Annotated in this window: 16 protein-coding genes and 2 tRNA genes; 15 read left to right on the top strand and 3 right to left on the bottom strand. The window is 58.9% G+C overall.

The annotated features are described in order from the left end of the window. The first annotated feature begins 5 nt into the window (after positions 1 to 5). The 7 genes from hfq (at position 6) to GVN17_RS14760 (ending at position 8,638) form a co-directional block, all read left to right on the top strand. Positions 6 to 266, top strand: a complete 261-nt coding sequence (gene hfq, locus GVN17_RS14790; RefSeq protein ID WP_010221594.1) for an RNA chaperone Hfq — start codon at positions 6 to 8, stop codon at positions 264 to 266. 12 nt (positions 267 to 278) lie between these two features. Further along, entirely contained in the window at positions 279 to 1,580 is a 1,302-nt protein-coding gene (gene hflX / locus GVN17_RS14785) for a ribosome rescue GTPase HflX (RefSeq protein ID WP_166596014.1), read from the top strand. 96 nt (positions 1,581 to 1,676) lie between these two features. Next, positions 1,677 to 2,855, top strand: a complete 1,179-nt coding sequence (hflK, locus tag GVN17_RS14780) for an FtsH protease activity modulator HflK (protein ID WP_166596013.1) — start codon at positions 1,677 to 1,679, stop codon at positions 2,853 to 2,855. After that, the gene (gene hflC, locus GVN17_RS14775) at positions 2,855 to 3,724 is read left to right on the top strand and encodes a protease modulator HflC (RefSeq protein ID WP_166596012.1); all 870 of its coding nucleotides are present in this window, start codon (positions 2,855 to 2,857) and stop codon (positions 3,722 to 3,724) included. Before hflK ends, hflC begins: the two co-directional genes overlap by 1 nt. A gap of 294 nt (positions 3,725 to 4,018) precedes the next feature. Next, positions 4,019 to 5,206 (top strand): ATP phosphoribosyltransferase regulatory subunit, encoded by a 1,188-nt coding sequence (locus tag GVN17_RS14770; protein ID WP_166596011.1) that lies wholly within the window; start codon positions 4,019 to 4,021, stop codon positions 5,204 to 5,206. Between the two features lie 54 nt (positions 5,207 to 5,260). Then, a complete protein-coding gene (locus GVN17_RS14765; RefSeq protein ID WP_166596010.1) occupies positions 5,261 to 6,553 on the top strand; it encodes an adenylosuccinate synthase in 1,293 nt (430 codons plus the stop codon). Positions 6,554 to 6,703: 150 nt separating this feature from the next. Next, the gene (locus GVN17_RS14760; protein ID WP_166596009.1) at positions 6,704 to 8,638 is read left to right on the top strand and encodes a methyl-accepting chemotaxis protein; all 1,935 of its coding nucleotides are present in this window, start codon (positions 6,704 to 6,706) and stop codon (positions 8,636 to 8,638) included. A gap of 159 nt (positions 8,639 to 8,797) precedes the next feature. Here the strand turns inward: GVN17_RS14760 and GVN17_RS14755 are convergent. Together GVN17_RS14755 and GVN17_RS14750 are read right to left on the bottom strand one after the other, a co-directional pair. After that, positions 8,798 to 8,884 (bottom strand) — tRNA-Leu (locus GVN17_RS14755). 219 nt (positions 8,885 to 9,103) lie between these two features. Next, positions 9,104 to 9,190: transfer RNA gene (locus GVN17_RS14750), tRNA-Leu, on the bottom strand. A gap of 226 nt (positions 9,191 to 9,416) precedes the next feature. On the opposite strand from GVN17_RS14750, the gene rnr reads away from it, so the two are divergent. The 8 genes from rnr (at position 9,417) to GVN17_RS14710 (ending at position 19,166) form a co-directional block, all read left to right on the top strand. Beyond that, the gene (gene rnr / locus GVN17_RS14745; RefSeq protein ID WP_166596008.1) at positions 9,417 to 12,050 is read left to right on the top strand and encodes a ribonuclease R; all 2,634 of its coding nucleotides are present in this window, start codon (positions 9,417 to 9,419) and stop codon (positions 12,048 to 12,050) included. Next, positions 12,047 to 12,808 carry a 23S rRNA (guanosine(2251)-2'-O)-methyltransferase RlmB gene (gene rlmB / locus GVN17_RS14740; protein WP_166596007.1) on the top strand — a complete coding sequence of 254 codons (762 nt, stop codon included), beginning with the start codon at positions 12,047 to 12,049 and terminating at the stop codon, positions 12,806 to 12,808. The genes rnr and rlmB overlap by 4 nt, the downstream gene beginning before the upstream one ends. 244 nt (positions 12,809 to 13,052) lie before the next feature. Then, the gene (gene rpsF, locus GVN17_RS14735; RefSeq protein ID WP_062379020.1) at positions 13,053 to 13,475 is read left to right on the top strand and encodes a 30S ribosomal protein S6; all 423 of its coding nucleotides are present in this window, start codon (positions 13,053 to 13,055) and stop codon (positions 13,473 to 13,475) included. Positions 13,476 to 13,503: 28 nt separating this feature from the next. Then, a complete protein-coding gene (gene rpsR / locus GVN17_RS14730; protein ID WP_037015707.1) occupies positions 13,504 to 13,734 on the top strand; it encodes a 30S ribosomal protein S18 in 231 nt (76 codons plus the stop codon). Between the two features lie 42 nt (positions 13,735 to 13,776). After that, entirely contained in the window at positions 13,777 to 14,673 is an 897-nt protein-coding gene (locus GVN17_RS14725; RefSeq protein ID WP_166596006.1) for a hypothetical protein, read from the top strand. Positions 14,674 to 14,693: 20 nt separating this feature from the next. Then, positions 14,694 to 15,140: a 50S ribosomal protein L9 gene (rplI, locus tag GVN17_RS14720; protein ID WP_166596005.1), complete on the top strand. Its 447-nt coding sequence runs from the start codon at positions 14,694 to 14,696 to the stop codon at positions 15,138 to 15,140. Positions 15,141 to 15,300: 160 nt separating this feature from the next. Continuing rightward, entirely contained in the window at positions 15,301 to 16,698 is a 1,398-nt protein-coding gene (gene dnaB / locus GVN17_RS14715) for a replicative DNA helicase (RefSeq protein WP_166596004.1), read from the top strand. A 164-nt stretch (positions 16,699 to 16,862) separates the two neighbouring features. Further along, a complete protein-coding gene (locus GVN17_RS14710) occupies positions 16,863 to 19,166 on the top strand; it encodes a YgiQ family radical SAM protein (RefSeq protein ID WP_166596003.1) in 2,304 nt (767 codons plus the stop codon). A gap of 51 nt (positions 19,167 to 19,217) precedes the next feature. Here GVN17_RS14710 and GVN17_RS14705 read toward each other — a convergent pair whose 3' ends face one another. Further along, positions 19,218 to 19,706 (bottom strand): type VI secretion system tube protein Hcp, encoded by a 489-nt coding sequence (locus GVN17_RS14705; protein WP_166596002.1) that lies wholly within the window; start codon positions 19,704 to 19,706, stop codon positions 19,218 to 19,220. Between the last annotated feature and the right edge of the window lie 179 nt (positions 19,707 to 19,885).

The raw sequence follows: 19,885 nt of genomic DNA, 5'->3' as shown, positions 1-19,885 counted from the left end.
GGCACATGTCAAAAGGGCATTCGCTACAAGACCCTTACCTGAACACTTTGCGTAAAGAAAAGGTTGGGGTTTCGATCTATCTGGTCAACGGTATCAAGCTGCAAGGCACCATCGAGTCCTTCGACCAGTTCGTTATTTTGCTGAAGAACACTGTCAGCCAAATGGTTTACAAGCACGCCATCTCTACCGTCGTTCCAGTTCGTCCAATTCGTCTGCCTAGCGCTACCGAATCCGAACAGGGTGATGCTGAGCCAGGTAACGCCTGATAGGAGTCTGCCTTGTTCTTTGAGCGCCACGGTGGTGGTGAGCGGGCAATCCTCGTTCATTTGGATGGCCAGGACCCTGAGGCGCGCGAAGATCCGCAGGAGTTCCGGGAGTTGGCCCTTTCGGCGGGTGCCGATATCGTTGCGTTCATCAACGTGCCACGGCATCGGCCCACGGCCAAATATCTGGTAGGCAGCGGCAAGGTCGAGGAGTTACGCGACCTGGTCCACGCCGAAAAAACAGATATCGTCATTTTTAATCATGTCCTTACACCCAGTCAGGAACGTAACCTCGAACGCGTTTTCGAGTGTCGCGTGCTTGACCGTACGGGTTTGATTCTCGACATCTTCGCCCAGCGCGCACGAACCCATGAAGGTAAGTTGCAGGTCGAGTTGGCGCAGCTCGAACACATGAGTACGCGCCTGGTCCGTGGGTGGACTCACCTTGAGCGTCAGGGCGGTGGTATCGGTCTGCGCGGCCCGGGTGAAACCCAGCTGGAGACGGACCGTCGTCTGCTGCGGGTGCGCCTGCGTCAAATCAAGAGCCGTCTGGAAAAGGTACGCAGTCAGCGTGATCAGGCCCGTCGCGGCCGTTCCCGTGCCGACATTCCGACCGTTTCCATCGTGGGCTACACCAACGCCGGTAAATCGACGTTGTTCAATGCGGTGACCCATTCCGACGTCTACGCTGCTGATCAGTTGTTCGCCACACTTGACCCAACCCTGCGCCGTCTGGAAATCGACGATTTGGGGCCGATCGTGCTCGCTGATACGGTGGGGTTCATTCGTCACCTGCCGCACAAGCTGGTTGAGGCTTTCAGGGCAACGCTCGAAGAGTCGAGCAACTCGGACCTTCTGCTGCATGTGATCGATGCGCATGAGCCGGATCGCCTGGAGCAGATCGAACAGGTCATGGCGGTGCTGGGCGAGATCGGTGCCCAAGACTTGCCGATACTGGAGGTCTATAACAAACTCGATTTGCTTGAGGGTGTCGAGCCTCAGATCCAGCGCGATCCCGACGGCAAGCCTCAGCGTGTCTGGGTCTCTGCTCGTGACGGTCGCGGTCTGGACTTGATCAAACAGGCTGTTGCCGAGCTCTTGGGAAGCGACTTGTTCGTTGGCACGCTGTGTTTGTCGCAACGCTTTGCCCGGCTTCGTGCCCAGTTCTTCCAACTCGGCGCGGTGCAGAGTGAAGAGCACGACGAAGAAGGTCAAAGCCTGTTAGCGGTACGTTTACCCCGAATTGAATTCAATCGCCTGGTGAGTCGCGAAGGACTGCAGCCGCTGGAATTCATCGAGCAACACACTTTGCAATAAAAGCCTGAAGAAGCGGTTGTGCTGCTTTGATGGGCATTCTGTAGCATTGGTCGGCGCGCCGCGGGCGCGTCTTTGCTTTATCAGATGGAGAGCGCTATGGCTTGGAATGAGCCGGGTGGCAACTCGAATAATCAGGATCCTTGGGGTGGTAAGCGCAAGGGCGGCGACCGCAAGGGGCCACCAGATCTCGACGAGGCCTTCCGAAAGCTGCAGGAAAGCCTGAATGGGTTGTTCGGTGGTGGTAAGAAACGCAGTGGTGACGGCGGCGGCAGTGGCGGTGGTTCGGGCAAAGGCGGTGGTTTTGGCCTGCTCGGCATCGGCCTCGTCGTGCTGCTCGCGATTTGGCTGTACAACGCGATTTATGTGGTGGACGAGCAAGAGCAGGCGGTCGTTCTGCGTTTCGGCAAATACTACGAAACCGTCGGTTCGGGTTTGAACATCTATTTCCCGCCGTTTGATCGCAAGTATCTCGAAAACGTGACCCGCGAGCGTGCGTACAGCAAGCAGGGCCAGATGCTCACCGAAGACGAGAACATCGTCGAAGTGCCGCTGACCGTGCAGTACAAGATCACCAACCTGCAGGATTTCGTGCTGAACGTCGATCAGCCTGAAGTCAGCCTGCAACACGCTACCGAAAGTGCTCTGCGCCATGTGGTCGGTTCGACTGCCATGGACCAGGTGCTGACCGAAGGCCGTGAGCTGATGGCCAGCGAGATCAAGGACCGCCTTCAGCGTTTCCTCGACACCTATCGCACCGGTATTACCGTGACCCAGGTGAACGTGCAGAGCGCAGCCGCGCCCCGTGAAGTTCAGGAAGCCTTTGATGACGTGATTCGTGCCCGTGAAGACGAGCAGCGTTCGCGTAACCAGGCCGAAACCTACGCCAACGGTGTGATTCCCGAAGCCCGTGGTCAGGCCCAGCGCATCGTCGAAGACGCCAATGGTTACCGCGACGAAGTCGTCTCGCGTGCCAAGGGTGAGGCTGACCGCTTCACCAAATTGGTCGCCGAGTACCGCAAGGCGCCGGAAGTCACTCGCGAACGCCTGTACCTGGACACCATGCAAGAAGTCTTCAGCAACACCAGCAAGGTGCTCGTGACCGGCGACAAGGGTCAGAACAACCTGCTTTACCTGCCATTGGACAAAATGATCGAAAGCAGTCGTAACGGTTCGACACCGTCGTCGAGCGGGGCTTCGGCCACCGCTGTGGATCCGGGCTCTCGGGCTGCGGACCTGCAACAGCAACGCGACACGCGCACTAGGGAGACTCGCTGATGAGCAATAAATCTCTGGTCGCCCTGATTGTCTGTGTCGTGCTGGCGGTTGTCGCCTGGAACAGCTTCTACATTGTCGCTCAGACCGAGCGCGCGGTGCTGCTGCAATTCGGTCGTGTGGTTCAGGCCGATGTTCCGCCGGGCCTGCACGTGAAGGTTCCTTATGTGAACCAGGTGCGCAAGTTCGACGGTCGTCTGCTGACGCTGGATGCGCCGACCCAGCGCTTCCTGACGCTGGAAAAGAAAGCCGTGATGGTCGATGCCTATGCCAAATGGCGCGTGAAGGACGCTGAGCGTTTCTACACCGCGACGTCGGGCCTGAAGCAGATCGCCGACGAGCGTCTGTCCCGTCGTCTGGAGTCGGGCCTGCGTGACCAGTTCGGCAAGCGCACCCTGCACGAAGCTGTGTCGGGCGAACGTGACGCGCTGATGGCTGACATCACCGCTTCGCTGAACAGGATGGCCGAAAAAGAACTGGGCATCGAAGTCATCGACGTCCGGGTCAAGGCCATCGACTTGCCGAAGGAAGTGAACCGCAGCGTATTCGAGCGGATGAGCACCGAACGTGAGCGTGAAGCTCGCGAGCACCGCGCCAAGGGTAACGAGTTGGCTGAAGGCATTCGTGCCGACGCCGATCGTCAACGCCGCGTATTGCTGGCCGAAGCCTATCGTGAGTCTGAAGAGGCACGCGGTGATGGCGATGCACAAGCCGCTGCGATCTACTCCAAGGCCTACGGTCAGGATCAGGAGTTCTATGCGTTCTACCGCAGCCTGCGCGCCTACCGTGAAAGCTTCGCCAACAAAAGTGACGTGATGGTGCTTGATCCGGGGAGCGAATTCTTTCGCTATCTGGAGAAAGCCAAACCGTAATCGCACACCGTGATCGATGACTCCGCCGGGCGGCAAAACGGCTCGGCGGGGTGATCACGCGGCAAAACGTGTGTATGATGCGGCAGCCGGGAAATTCCCGGCTTTTTTGCGTCTACACGATTGATTGGCCGTGGCGTATTTCGTGCGCGGCAGTTTTTTCGAGGACAGTGCCGCTCAAGTTGCGGCTCGCTTTGTATAGGGATAACGAATCTCCGTACAGGGTTCGCAGGCGCTGTCTGCTTCACTCAAGGCTTGCCCAAGGGTTGGCCGCCCGGATCATAGGGGAAAGGCGTAATGGCAACGGTTGACCGCTGGCTGCTGCCGGATGGCATCGAAGAAGTACTGCCGCCGGAAGCTGCGCGCATAGAAGTGGCGCGTCGTCAGGTGTTGGATCTGTTTCAGAGCTGGGGCTATGAGTTCGTCGTTACCCCGCACATCGAATACCTTGAATCACTGCTCACAGGTGCTGGCCAGGATCTGGACCTGCGCACCTTCAAAGTGGTCGATCCGCAGTCGGGTCGGCAAATGGGCTTCCGGGCGGACATCACGCCTCAGGTCGCCCGTATCGACGCACATACCTTGCGCCGCGAAGGCCCGAGCCGTCTGTGCTACGCCGGTAGCGTGCTGCATGCCCAGCCCCGCGCCCTGTCGTCCTCGCGCAGCCCGATTCAACTGGGCGCCGAGTTGTATGGCGATGCCAGTCCGAGCAGCGACGTCGAGGTGATCAGCCTGATGCTGGCTATGCTTAAACTCGCGGATGTGCCTGACGTCCACATGGACTTGGGTCATGTTGGCATTTATCGCGGTCTGGCTCGTGCGGCAGGGTTGTCGGGTGAAGTCGAGCAACAGCTTTTTGATGCTTTGCAGCGCAAAGCCATCGACGAAGTCATCACGCTGACCGAGAACCTGCCAACTGATCTGGCCGCCATGTTGCGGGCCCTGGTGGATCTGTGCGGTGGCCGCGATGTGCTGGCTGCTGCCCGCGAGCGTCTGGCCAAGGCACCTGCGCCGGTCATCGAAGCGTTGGACGACCTCGTGGAAATCGCCGAACGTCTGTCGGCTCGTTTCCCTGATTTGCCGTTGTACTTCGACCTCGGCGAGCTTCGCGGCTATCACTACCATACGGGTGTGGTGTTTGCGGTGTTCGTGCCGGGTGTCGGCCAGTCGATCGCCCAAGGCGGTCGTTACGATGACATCGGTGCCGATTTCGGGCGTGCGCGTCCGGCAACGGGTTTCTCCACCGATTTGAAAACCCTGGTCACGCTGGGGCAGGCGCCGATCGAGCTACCGTCTGGCGGTATCTGGATGCCTGACAGCACCGACGCCGCACTCTGGCAGACCGTCTGCCAACTGCGCAGCGAAGGTCAGCGCGTGGTTCAGGCATTGCCTGGCCAATCGGTCGCGGCAGCGAAAGAAGCCGATTGCGATCGGCAATTGATTCAGCACGGCGAGCATTGGCAGGTACTGCCGCTGGCCTCTTGAGTTTTCCAGTCGGCGGCAGCCGGCACCCAGTTTGCGTGAATGAGGACAAGTGTTATGGGTAAGAATGTCGTAGTCCTGGGCACCCAATGGGGTGATGAGGGCAAAGGCAAGATCGTTGATCTGCTGACCGAACATGCTACCGCGGTAGTTCGCTATCAAGGCGGCCACAACGCCGGTCACACTCTGGTGATCGATGGCGAGAAAACCGTTCTGCACCTGATTCCGTCCGGTGTACTGCGCGAAGGCGTGCAGTGCCTGATCGGTAACGGTGTGGTCGTGGCACCTGACGCGCTCATGCGTGAAATTACCAAGCTGGAAGAGAAGGGCATTCCGGTGCGCGAGCGCCTGCGCATCAGCCCGTCCTGCCCGCTGATCCTGTCCTACCACGTTGCGCTGGATCAGGCCCGCGAGAAAGCCCGTGGCGAGCACAAGATCGGCACCACCGGTCGTGGCATCGGCCCGGCTTACGAAGACAAGGTGGCACGTCGTGGCCTGCGCATCGGTGACCTGTTCCACCGCGAGCGCTTCGCTGCCAAGCTGGGCGAGTTGCTGGATTACCACAACTTCGTGCTGGTCAATTACTACAAAGAGCCAGCCATCGACTTCCAGAAGACACTCGACGAGTGCATGGAATACGCCGAACAGCTCAAACCAATGATGCTGGACGTCACCGCCGCGCTGCATGAAATGCGTCGCGCTGGCAAAGACATCATGTTCGAAGGCGCTCAAGGTTCGTTGCTGGACATCGACCACGGTACCTACCCGTACGTGACCAGCTCCAACACCACTGCTGGCGGTATCGCCACCGGTTCGGGTGTCGGTCCGATGTTCATCGACTACATCCTGGGCATCACCAAGGCGTACACCACGCGCGTCGGCTCCGGTCCGTTCCCGACCGAACTCTTCGACGACGTCGGTGCCTTCCTGGCCAAGCGTGGTCATGAGTTCGGCGCGACTACCGGCCGTGCCCGTCGTTGCGGCTGGTTCGATGCCGTCATCCTGCGTCGCGCCATCGACGTCAACAGCATCTCGGGCATCTGCCTGACCAAGCTGGACGTGCTGGACGGTCTTGAAACCATCAACATCTGCGTAGGTTACAAGAACGAAAACGGTGCCGTGATTGAAGCGCCGACCGACGCCGACAGTTACATCGGCTTGGAGCCGGTGTACGAGCAGGTGCCTGGCTGGTCGGAATCGACCCTGGGCGCGAAGACGCTGGAAGAGCTGCCTGCCAACGCTCGTGCGTACATCAAGCGCCTCGAAGAGCTGGTCGGCGCGCCGATCGACATTATTTCGACAGGTCCGGACCGCAACGAAACCATCGTTCTGCGTCACCCGTTCGGTTGATAACCCGTTGATACGAAAGAAAAGGGTCGCTCAGGCGGCCCTTTCTTTTGCCTGCCTGATTCCCGTCATGAGAACGGCACGGCCCTTGCTGTAAATACTGTCATTAGAAATGCCATCATTTTAATGGCGTTTGTGGTGGGGGAATTTCCAGTGTCAGCCGTCCTTTCGCTTCTCCGCAGTCGCTTGCTGCGGCCCGTATTCATTGCTCTCGGCATTGCCCTATTGGTGCAAGTGCTGGTGGCGGTCGCCCTGACCCGGAGCACGGTCACTGCGCTCGAAGCCGATCTGGCCACGCGGCTGGGTGTAGATTCGCAACACTTGTCCGGCGAACTGGAGCAGGCGAGCCGTGATGTAACGTCCAGTCTCGACAGCCTTTCGCAAAATACCCGGCAGCGTTTGAGTGCAGGATTGTCGACCCGACTGAAGGATGAGCAGAGGCAACTGCGTGCGACCCTGGAGACGGACTTGAAGGATTCCGCCACCGACATGGCAGAGCTGCTCGCAGCTGTCGCACCCCGTGCGATGTGGGATGGCGACACCCCGACTCTGTCTGAATTCGCACGACGCGCCCAGCGCAATCCTAACGTGCTGTTCGTTGTTTACGACGACGCCCAGGGCGAGCACCTGACGCGCTACCTCAACCGCGAGAACGAATCGATCAAGGCGCTGTTGGCCAAGGGCGAGGGTGAGCGGGCGATGGACAAGGTCTTGAATGCTGCGCAGAAAGACCCATCGGTGTATTACGTCGAGGCCTCCATCAGCCCGAATGGCGTTGAAATCGGCAAGGTGCGGATGGGCGTTTCAACCGCAGCGGTCGAGACGAATCTGGTGGCGCTCGACAAACGTTTCACGGCGCTGATCGGCAATGGCGAGCAGTTGGTCTCTGAAAGTCTCGGCAGCGCGGCGGCGGAAAGCTCTGCGGCGCTGCGTTCGCGTCTACAGACCGCGCAGGGCGCTGCGTCGGCGATGGCCACCAATACCAGTTCCACCGTTCAGGCGGCGGCTGAAACATTGCGCTGGAGGATCGGTGTCGGCCTGGCGCTGGTGGGTCTGATTGTGTTGATCGTGCTGGCGGTGGTGCTGGGGCGTCGTGTCGTGCTGCGTCTGCAATTGCTCAATCGTGCGCTGGATGATCTGGCGGCGGGCGAGGGCGACCTGACCAAGCGGGTCAAGCTCAACAGCAATGACGAAATTGGCGACATGGCGGCGGCGGTCAATCGTTTTGTGGACAAGCTGCAGCCCATCGTTCGAGAGGCGGGTGATGTCGCTCAGCAAACGGGCGTTGAGATCGGTGCCATGAGCAAGCGCAACGCCGGTGCCAACGCGGCTGCCGAGTTGCAGCGAGACGAAGTGGCCGCGAGCCTCCACGCTTTGGCCCAGATGGCAGACGAGGCGCAAGCCGAGAGTCAGGCGATGCAGGCTGCACTGCGGCAGGTGGTCGACATTCGCCAGGCCACGGATGAGAACACGCGGACGTCGACCCAGGTCGGCAATCTGATCGAAGCACTGGCAGGGCAGGTCGAGACCGGCGCGCAGGTCATTGAGCGTTTGGCGCAGCAGAGCGAGCAGATCGAGGTGGTGCTGGAAGTGATTCACGGCATCGCCGAGCAAACCAACTTGCTGGCGCTTAATGCCGCCATTGAAGCGGCGCGTGCGGGTGAGACGGGGCGCGGCTTCGCAGTCGTGGCCGATGAGGTTCGCGCGCTGGCCAGCAAAACTCAAAGCTCCACTGGCGATATTCAGGAACACATCACCAAGCTGCAATCGGGTGCTAAAGAAGCGGTCGCGACCATCGGTCTGGCAGGCCGCAAAGCGAAGGAAGGGCTGGAAGTGCTGCGCGACAGTGCCCGCCTGCAGAAAACCGTTCAGGACTCCGTTGAGCAGGTTCATGCGGCGATAGGTTTGGCGACCCGCGCAGCAGAGCATCAGGCGCAAGGGGCGCAGGCGGTGCGTGGCCGCGTGGAAGTGATTCATGCCCAGGCCGAGAAAGCTGCCCAGGCTGTTGTCGAGACAACGGCCAGTGGCAAGACGCTGGATAAACTGGCCGCACAGTTGAAAGCGAGTCTTGGGCAGTTCCGGGCGTAGGCGGGTTATAGGTCGTAGCGTATTTATGTAGCGGGCTGGCTTGGCGTAGGTGGCAATCGGGAGATTGCCTTCGCCGGCATGCCAGGCTTTTGCGGAGGAGGGGAATTATCAAACCCCGAAAAGCACAAAACCGAGCACTTGGCTCGGTTTTGTTTTGTTTGGTGCCCAGGAGAAGACTCGAACTTCCACGACCGTAAGGTCACCAGCACCTGAAGCTGGCGTGTCTACCAATTTCACCACCTGGGCATGGCGCTGATTTAATTAGATTTTTCGTATTAGTGCAACATAATTTTGAGATATTTTAGCGGGAGAGGAGGTTTTGATTGCGAGCGCGATAAGCTCGCAGGTTTGTCAAAGGCAGGAAGGACAGGGGAGGGGAACTGATCTACCCTCAGAGCTGCTCGGAAAAGAATTTTCAAACCCCAGAAAGCACAAAACCGAGCACTTGGCTCGGTTTCGTTGAATTGGTGCCCAGAAGAAGACTCGAACTTCCACGACCGTAAGGTCACCAGCACCTGAAGCTGGCGTGTCTACCAATTTCACCATCTGGGCAATTCGTTGATTTCATTCGACTTATTTTTCAAAAAGCCGCTTGATTTCAACTACAACGTGGCAGTGCCGTCGTTGTGGGGCGCATCTTACGGATGAGGATAGAAGCTGTAAACCCCCGGCGTGAAATTTTTTTCGAAATAGCGAAAAGCCTCAACAAACGCTGCCTTCGCGTTTCAATCGGGTATATGCCAAACTAATTGCATACAGATAAGGTGAACTCATTCTAATGGCCGATTGGCAGTCCCTCGATCCCGAGGCCGCTCGTGAAGCGGAAAAATACGAAAACCCCATTCCTAGCCGTGAGCTGATTCTGGCGCATCTCTCCGAGCGCGGTTCGCCCGCTGCCCGTGAAGAGCTGGTCGCAGAGTTTGGTCTGACGACTGAAGATCAGATCGAGGCCCTGCGCCGTCGCCTTCGTGCGATGGAACGCGACGCGCAGTTGATCTACACCCGCCGCGGCACCTACGCGCCGGTCGACAAGCTGGACCTGATCCTCGGTCGCATCAGCGGTCATCGCGACGGTTTTGGCTTCCTCGTGCCTGACGACGGCTCCGACGACCTGTTCATGAGCCCAGCCCAGATGCGTCTGGTGTTCGATGGCGACCGTGCCTTGGCCCGCGTTTCCGGCCTGGACCGTCGCGGTCGTCGCGAAGGCGTCATCGTTGAAGTCGTTTCCCGCGCTCACGAAACCGTGGTGGGTCGTTACTTCGAAGAGAGCGGCATTGGTTTCGTCGTTCCCGACAATCCAAAGATTCAGCAGGAAGTGCTGATCACGCCAGGTCGCAATGCCGACGCCCGCGTGGGTCAGTTCGTCGAAGTGAAGATTACTCACTGGCCGACTCCGCGCTTCCAGCCGCAGGGAGACGTGGTCGAAGTCGTGGGCAACTACATGGCGCCGGGCATGGAAATCGACGTTGCGCTGCGCACGTACGACATTCCGCATGTCTGGCCTGAAGCCGTGCTCAAAGAAGCCGCCAAGCTCAAACCGGAAGTCGAGGAAAAAGACAAAGAGCACCGCGTTGACCTGCGCCACCTCCCGTTCGTGACCATCGACGGCGAAGACGCTCGCGACTTCGACGATGCGGTTTACTGCGAAGCCAAGCCGGGCAAGCTACGTCTATTCTCGGGTGGCTGGAAACTGTACGTCGCGATTGCGGACGTCTCCAGTTACGTGAAGATCGGCTCCGCGCTCGACGCCGAATCCCAGGTTCGCGGCAACTCGGTGTACTTCCCCGAGCGTGTCGTACCGATGCTGCCCGAGCAGTTGTCCAACGGCCTTTGCTCGCTGAATCCGCTGGTCGACCGTCTGGCGATGGTCTGCGAGATGACCATCTCCAAATCCGGCGAAATGACGGACTACGTGTTCTACGAAGCCGTGATCCACTCCCACGCGCGGCTGACTTACAACAAGGTCAGTTCGATTCTGGAACACCCGAAAACCAGCGAAGCCCGGCAGTTGCGCGGCGATTACAAAGAGGTCATCCCGGACCTCAAGCAGCTTTACGCGCTGTACAAGGTGCTGCTGGCAGCACGCCACACGCGTGGCGCCATCGACTTCGAAACGCAGGAAACCCGGATCATCTTCGGGTCCGAGCGCAAGATCGCCGAGATTCGCCCGACGACCCGCAACGATGCGCATAAGCTGATCGAGGAATGCATGCTGGCCGCCAACGTGGCCACTGCCGAGTTCCTCAAGAAGCATGAAATCCCTGCGCTGTACCGCGTCCACGACGGTCCGCCGCCTGAGCGCCTGGAAAAACTGCGCGCATTCCTGGGTGAGCTGGGTCTGTCCTTGCACAAAGGCAAGGACGGCCCGACGCCGAAGGATTATCAGGCGCTGCTGGAAACCATCAAGGACCGTCCGGATTACCACCTGATCCAGACCGTCATGCTGCGCTCGCTGAGCCAGGCAGTGTACAGCTCGGATAACAACGGCCACTTCGGCCTGAATTACGAGGCCTACACGCACTTCACCTCGCCGATTCGTCGTTACCCGGACCTGCTGACGCACCGCGCCATTCGCAGTGTCATCCGTTCCAAGCAAGACACGCCGCACGTGCGTCGTGCAGGCGCGGCGTCGATCCCGAAAGCGCGCATCTACCCGTACGACGAAGCGGGACTGGAGCAGTTGGGCGAGCAATGCTCGATGAGCGAGCGCCGGGCCGACGAAGCCACCCGTGACGTGGTGAACTGGCTCAAGTGCGAGTTCATGAAAGACCGCGTGGGTGAATCGTTCCCGGGCGTTATCACAGCGGTGACCGGTTTCGGACTGTTCGTCGAGCTGACCGACATTTACGTGGAAGGCTTGGTGCACGTGACCGCGTTGCCAGGCGACTACTACCACTTCGATCCGGTTCACCACCGTTTGGCGGGTGAGCGCACGGGCCGTAGTTTCCGCCTGGGCGACACCGTTGAAGTGCGGGTCATGCGCGTCGATCTCGACGAGCGCAAGATCGATTTCGAAATGTCGGAAAAAACCACCAGCGCGCCGGTGGGTCGCAAACGCAAGGCTGCCGAGCCTGCAGCTGCGGAAAAGCCAAAAGATAAAGAGCAGGACAAGGCCACGGCGTCTCGCCCAAGCCGTCGCAGCGCCACCAAAGAACCGGTTGTGGAGGCGTATCGCCCGAGCGATGCGGCCGCAAAAAATGCCGAAGTCCGCAAAAGCCGCGAGATGAAGAAAGCGCTTCTGGCAGAAGCGAAGGGTGGTAGCAAGGCGTCGTCGGGAAAGTCGTCGCGGAGTGATTCCGCGCCGTCCGGCAAGTCCGCAAAACCGAGTAAACACCGCAAGGGCCCGCCAAAGTCGGGCTCGGCGCCCGATGCAAAGGGCGGCAGTGTGCGTAAACCTAAGGCGAAGTCATGAGTCAGCTGGAAAAAATCTACGGCGTTCACGCGGTAGAAGCGTTGTTGCGTCACCATCCCAAGCGGGTCAAGCAGATCTGGCTGGCGGAGGGTCGCAGCGATCCCCGCGTTCAGGTGTTGATCGACCTCGCCGCGCAAAATCGTGTGGCGGTGGGGCAGGCCGAACGTCGCGAAATGGACGCATGGGTTGAAGGTGTCCATCAGGGCGTTGTCGCGGATGTCAGTCCGAGCCAGGTCTGGGGCGAAGCGATGCTCGACGAACTGCTGGATCGCACCGAAGGCGCGCCGCTGATCCTGGTTCTCGACGGCGTGACCGACCCGCACAACCTCGGCGCTTGCCTGCGTACTGCTGATGCGGCGGGTGCGCTTGCGGTAATCGTGCCGAAAGACAAATCGGCGACGTTGACACCGACTGTACGAAAAGTGGCCTGTGGCGCTGCGGAAGTGATTCCGCTGGTTGCGGTCACCAACCTTGCCCGTACGCTGGAAAAACTCCAGCAGCGCGGGTTGTGGGTTGTCGGTACGGCGGGTGAGGCCGAGCAAGAGCTGTATCAGCAGGACCTGACTGGCCCGACCATCCTGATCATGGGCGCAGAAGGCAAGGGCATGCGTCGACTGACCCGCGAACATTGCGACTATCTGGTTCGCCTGCCGATGGCAGGCAGCGTCAGCAGCTTGAACGTCTCCGTTGCAACGGGCGTGTGCCTATTCGAAGCAATGCGCCAGCGCAGCGCGAAGGCTGCTGTTTCGCGGAAATAACAACCTTCAAGCTGCAAGCATCAAGCTTAAGCTTGCCCACGGTCAGCTTGCAGCTTGCAGCTTGCAGCTGTTACTGCTCAAACATTCACCAATTGCCTTGCGCCGTTCCGAGCCCTTCTCTACAATTGCGCCCCTTGCTGTCATGGCAGGCGCTTACGTGCCTGTCCCTGTGCAAGATAAACCAGTGTTATTCACTCCTTGTCTGACCGCTTTGGCGGCAGGCTACAACCCGTAAGGAGCATTCATGCGTCATTACGAAATCATCTTTCTGGTTCACCCGGACCAGAGCGAGCAAGTCGGCGGCATGGTTGAGCGTTACACCAAGCTGATCGAAGAAGACGGCGGCAAGATCCACCGTCTGGAAGATTGGGGCCGTCGTCAACTGGCCTACGCAATCAACAATGTTCACAAGGCTCACTACGTGATGCTGAACGTTGAGTGCACTGGCAAGGCCCTGGCCGAGCTGGAAGACAACTTCCGTTACAACGATGCCGTGATCCGTAACCTTGTCATCCGTCGCGACGAAGCCGTTACTGGCCAGTCCGAAATGCTCAAGGCTGAAGAGAACCGCAGTGAGCGCCGTGAGCGTCGCGACCGTCCTGAGCACTCCGACGCCGAAGGCGTTGACAGTGATGACAGCGACAACAGCGATAACGCTGACGAGTAATCCACGGACCTTTTGAGGAGCCTATTACATGGCACGTTTCTTCCGTCGTCGTAAATTCTGCCGCTTCACAGCTGAAAATGTGAAGGAGATCGATTACAAAGATCTCAACACCCTGAAAGCCTACGTATCCGAAACCGGCAAGATCGTTCCTAGCCGCATTACCGGTACCAAAGCTCGTTATCAGCGTCAGCTGGCTACCGCTATCAAGCGCGCCCGCTTCCTGGCCCTGCTGGCCTACACCGACAGCCACGGCCGCTGAGACCAGGTTCAGTCGACAAAAACGCAGTAAGGGATAAATCGCATGCGCGCCATGGCTGACTTCATCATGCGCGGCCGCGTGCAGGCCACTCTGGTAGTGGTTGGATGTGCGGCGTTGCCGCTGTTGTTCTGGTTGAGTGCCGCCGCGGGTTGCCTTGTGCTTCTGCGGCGTGGGTTGAGTGGCGCTTCGAGCGTTCTCGCCTGGGCTCTGCTGCCGGCTTTGGTCTGGTGGTATTTCGGTGATCCCCGCACCCTGATGGTGTTGCTGGGTTCATGGGGGTTGGCGGCCGTGTTGCGCGCCAGCGAGTCGTGGGTCCGTGTGCTGCTGGTCAGCATCGGACTGGGATTGTTGTATGGCGTGATCCTGGGGGCGGTTTTCCGCGAGCCCATCGAAGCCATGGCGGGGGAGTTGCAGAAACTCTTGCCCCACGTCTTCGGTGATGTCTACCAACAGATGTCGGTAGAAGAGCGAGCGCGTCTGGGGGCACTGATCACACCGGTCCTGAACGGCCTGATTGCGGCGGTGTTGCAGATCGTCAGCGTGGTATGCCTGATCCTTGGGCGGTACTGGCAGGCGTTGTTGTATAACCCGGGCGGTTTCGGACGCGAATTTCGCAGTTTGAGACTCCCGCGGGCACCGATGCTGGTGCTGCTGGTGTGCATGTTGGTGGGGCCGAATTTCGGTCCTCAACTGGCGATGCTGACACCGTTGTGCAGCGTACCGCTCATGTTCGCGGGACTGGCCCTGATTCACGGTCTGGTGGCTACGAAGCGCCTGACCCGGTTTTGGCTGGTGGGTTTGTACGTCACGCTGGTGCTGTTCATGCAGCTGATTTATCCGTTGCTGGTGGTGTTTGCCATTGTCGACAGCCTGATTGATTTTCGCGGCCGTCTGGCGTCGAAAGATGCCGATAATGGTTCTGCGAACGGTGAAGGTTAAAGTTAAGAGGTTATTACCAAATGGAACTCATCCTGCTGGAAAAAATCGCCAACCTGGGCAACCTGGGCGACAAAGTAAACGTTAAGGCTGGTTACGGCCGTAACTACCTGCTGCCTTTCGGCAAAGCCACCGCTGCAACCGCTGCCAACCTGGCCGCGTTTGAAGAGCGTCGTGCTGAGCTGGAAAAAGCCGCTGCTGACAAGAAAGCTTCGGCTGAAAGTCGCGCTGCTCAACTGGCTGAGCTGGAAGTGACTATCACTGCCACCGCTGGTGACGAAGGCAAGCTGTTCGGTTCGATCGGTACTCACGACATCGCTGATGCACTGACCGCCTCTGGCGTTGAAGTCGCTAAAGCTGAAGTTCGTCTGCCGAACGGCACCATCCGTAACGTTGGCGAATACGACGTAGCCGTGCACCTGCACAGCGACGTTGAAGCCACCGTTCGCGTGGTCGTCGTAGCTGCCTAAGCTGCTTGATGCCGGTGCTTCGGTGCTGGTGTCCGACCAGTTGGCGACTCGTTCGCTAGCCGGTCAATAAAGGGCGCGATCCATTTCTTGGGTCGTGCCCTTTGTCATTTCTAGGTATTGTTGATCAACTTCTGATTCAAACCCCTAATTCCGTGTGGCCATGAACGATATTTCCGCTCCCGAGCAATACGACCTGCAAACCGCAGCATTGAAGGTGCCGCCGCATTCCATCGAGGCCGAACAGGCTGTACTCGGTGGTCTGATGCTGGATAACCAGGCGTGGGAGCGCGTGCTGGATCAAGTCTCGGACGGCGACTTCTACCGCCATGACCACCGCCTGATTTTCCGCGCCATCGCCAAGCTGGCCGATCAGAACCTGCCCATCGACGTCGTAACCCTGTCCGAGCAGCTGGACAAGGAAGGCCAGACCTCACAGGTCGGCGGTCTGGGCTATCTGTCGGAGTTGGCAAAAAACATCCCGTCTGTTGCCAACATCAAGGCCTACGCCCAGATCGTGCGGCAGCGGGCGACCTTGCGGCAGTTGATTGGCATCAGTAACGATATTGCCGACAGCGCGTTCAACCCGGAAGGGCGGACTGCTGAGGAGATTCTCGACGAAGCCGAGCGCCAGATTTTCCAGATTGCCGAAGCGCGCCCGAAGACGGGCGGGCCGGTGGGCGTCAATGACCTGCTGACCAAAGCCATCGACCGCATCGACACCCTGTTCAACCTGGGTGAGGGCATCACCGGCCTGTCCACGGGCTATACCGACCTGGACGAAAAAACCAGCGGTTTGCAGCCTTCCGACTTGATCATCGTCGCGGGCCGTCCGTCGATGGGTAAAACCACCTTCGCGATGAATCTTGTGGAAAACGCGGTGCTGCGCAGCGAAAAGGCGGTGCTGGTGTTCTCGCTGGAGATGCCAGGCGAATCGCTGATCATGCGTATGCTGTCGTCTCTCGGGCGTATCGATCAGACCAAGGTGCGTTCCGGTCAACTGGATGATGACGACTGGCCGCGTCTTACCTCTGCCGTGAATTTGCTCAATGATCGCAAACTGTTCATCGACGATACTGCCGGTATCAGCCCTTCGGAGATGCGTGCGCGTACTCGACGTCTCGTGAGAGAGCATGGTGATGTCGGCTTGATCATGATCGACTACCTGCAGTTGATGCAGATTCCGGGTTCCAGCGGCGATAACCGGACCAACGAAATCTCCGAGATTTCTCGGTCCCTGAAAGCGCTGGCCAAAGAATTCAACTGCCCGGTGGTTGCCCTCTCTCAGCTCAACCGCTCCTTGGAACAACGTCCCAACAAACGCCCCGTGAACTCCGACTTGCGGGAATCCGGAGCGATCGAGCAGGACGCCGACGTCATCATGTTCGTGTACCGGGACGAGGTGTATCACCCGGAAACCGAGCACAAAGGCATCGCGGAAATCATCATCGGTAAACAGCGGAACGGCCCGATTGGCTTCGTGCGTCTGGCGTTTATCGGCAAGTACACCCGCTTCGAGAACCTGGCGCCGGGCAGCTACAACTTCGACGATGACGAATAGTTGAGATCCACGCTTTGAGGTCCTGAGAGCGTCAACGCTACGATTCAATGCCAACCACAAATCCGACCTGTGCCGTCGGATTTGATCAAAATTTGTGCTATTCTCCGCGCCCGCGAATTTCCACGAGAAACTCGCCTCCCCGATTACGAACACTGGTCATCGACATGCAAGCAGCCAAGCCGTTATTTGACTATCCGAAGTACTGGGCCGAATGTTTCGGGCCCGCGCCTTTCCTGCCCATGAGCCGGGAAGAAATGGATCAGCTTGGCTGGGATTCCTGCGACATCATCATCGTGACTGGCGATGCGTACGTCGATCACCCGTCGTTCGGCATGGCGATCATTGGCCGGCTGCTGGAGTCGCAAGGCTTCCGCGTCGGGATCATTGCTCAGCCGGACTGGAAATCGAAAGACGACTTCATGAAGCTTGGCGAGCCGAACCTGTTCTTCGGTGTCGCAGCGGGCAACATGGACTCGATGATCAACCGCTACACCGCGGACAAGAAAATCCGTTCCGACGACGCGTATACTCCCGGCGGCATGGCGGGCAAGCGCCCGGATCGCGCGAGCCTGGTCTACAGCCAGCGTTGCAAGGAAGCCTACAAGAACGTCCCTATCGTGCTGGGCGGGATCGAAGCGTCGCTGCGCCGCATCGCGCATTACGACTACTGGCAGGACAAGGTTCGCAATTCGATTCTGATCGACGCCTGCGCCGACATTCTGCTGTATGGCAACGCCGAGCGCGCCATCGTTGAAGTCGCCACCCGTCTGTCTTATGGCGAAACCATTGAAAGCATCACCGACGTTCGCGGCACCGCGTTCATTCGGCGCGACACGCCTGAAGGCTGGTACGAAGTCGATTCCACGCGTATCGACCGGCCGGGCAAGGTCGACAAGATCATCAACCCATACGTGAATACTCAGGACACCCAGGCCTGCGCTATCGAGCAGGAAAAAGGGCCGACTGAAGATCCGAATGAAGCCAAGGTCGTGCAGATTCTGGCCAGCCCGCGCATGACCCGTGACAAGACAGTCATTCGTCTGCCGTCCATGGAAAAAGTGCGTAACGACCCGGTGTTGTACGCCCATGCCAACCGGGTTCTGCACCTGGAGACCAATCCCGGCAACGCCCGTGCGCTGGTTCAGAAGCATGGCGACGTCGATGTCTGGTTCAACGCGCCTCCGATTCCGATGACCACTGAAGAAATGGACTACGTGTTCGGCATGCCGTACGCACGTATCCCGCATCCTGCGTACGGCAAGGAAAAGATCCCTGCCTACGACATGATTCGCTTCTCGGTGAACATCATGCGTGGCTGCTTTGGCGGCTGCACCTTCTGCTCGATCACTGAACACGAAGGCCGCATCATTCAGAACCGCTCGCACGATTCGATCATTCGTGAAATCGAAGAGATTCGCGACAAAGTGCCAGGCTTTACCGGTGTCATTTCCGACCTCGGTGGTCCGACTGCAAACATGTACCGTATTGCTTGCAAGAGCCCGGAAATCGAATCCGCGTGCCGCAAGCCGTCCTGCGTATTCCCTGGTATCTGCCCGAACCTGAACACCGACCACTCGGCGCTGATTCAGCTGTACCGCAGTGCGCGTGATCTGCCGGGCGTGAAGAAGATCCTGATCGCTTCCGGCCTGCGCTACGACCTCGCGGTCGAGTCGCCGGAATACGTCAAAGAGCTGGTTACCCACCACGTCGGTGGCTATCTGAAGATCGCCCCGGAACACACCGAGGAAGGCCCGCTCAACCAGATGATGAAGCCGGGCATTGGCAGCTATGACAAGTTCAAGCGCATGTTCGAGAAGTATTCGAAAGAAGCGGGCAAGGAGCAGTACCTGATCCCGTACTTCATTGCGGCCCACCCCGGCACGACCGATGAAGACATGATGAACCTGGCGCTGTGGCTCAAGGGCAATGGCTTCCGGGCGGACCAGGTGCAGGCGTTCTACCCGTCGCCGATGGCCAGTGCGACGGCCATGTATCACTCGGGCAAGAACCCTTTGCGCAAGGTCACGTACAAGAGCGACGCGGTCACCATCGTCAAGAGCGAAGAGCAGCGCCGTCTGCATAAGGCGTTCCTGCGCTATCACGATCCGAAAGGCTGGCCGATGCTGCGCGAGGCGCTGGAGCGCATGGGCCGTTCGGACCTCATTGGCCCGGGCAAGAATCAGTTGATTCCGTTGCACCAGCCGGAAACCGACAGCTACCAGAGCGCTCGCCGCAAGAACTCGACGCCCGCTGGCAGCCACAAGGTGGCCAAAACCACCAAGATCCTCACGCAGCACACCGGCCTGCCACAACGGGGCAGCGACGGCAGCAAGCCGTGGGACAAACGCGAGGAGGCCAAGGCCGCTGCAGCCGCCCGCAATAAGCAGGCTGCCAAGGATCGCGCTGATGCCGCCAAAGGCGGGAAGGGTGGCAAGAAACCGTCCCGTCAGCCTGTCTTTCCGCGCTGAGTGACGCCGTTGTAAAAAAAAACGCCAGCTTTCGAGCTGGCGTTTTGCATTTCAGATCTTCACGTTTTCGCGGATGTTCCAGCCGTACTTGATCACCCCGCCATCCTTGCTGCCGTCGGCCTTTTGCGGTTGGTAGCTGACTTCGACCTTGCCGAAGTTGAGGGTGAAATCTTCCTTGATGATTTCATCGCTATTTCCGGCATTGGCGTTGTATGACGCGACCATCACCTCTTTCAGCGTAATGATCATGTATTCCACCGGGCTGCTGCCGCCCGCCTTGCGGATGGTCAGTGTGGCTTCGGGGTAATGCTTGCCGCTGGAGCACGCCATCATTAGGTTGGGGGAAGATTTGTCCAGCGACTTGGTGAAACTCAGGTTGTGAATGTTGACCTTGCCCGCGCCTCCGCCACCCCCCTGATGCATGGACCCGGACTGCGTCATACCCCATTGGAAGGTATGAATGTCGATCTCTTCCTGGTGAGCGCTGTCCTTGGACTCACCCTTGATATCGCCCAACTTCAAAAACATATCGATAGCCATGAACTCTCCCTGAAACAGTCGTCGACGAATTGTCGAGGCGCACCTTTTCTTACTGAAGCGCTGGCCACAAGACGTCGGGAGCACAACCAGACCGTTCACACAGAAGAATGGAAAATCTCCTACAGTTTCGCTGCCAATAGCAGCTGATTTTGATTCGTCTGTGGTCAAAGTCAGGCGCC

This window comes from Pseudomonas sp. SLFW, from assembly GCF_009905615.1.
Taxonomy (GTDB): Bacteria; Pseudomonadota; Gammaproteobacteria; order Pseudomonadales; family Pseudomonadaceae; genus Aquipseudomonas; species Aquipseudomonas bambusae.
Note: the sequence above shows the minus strand (reverse complement) of the source record. Positions and strands in the feature narration are given on the sequence as shown.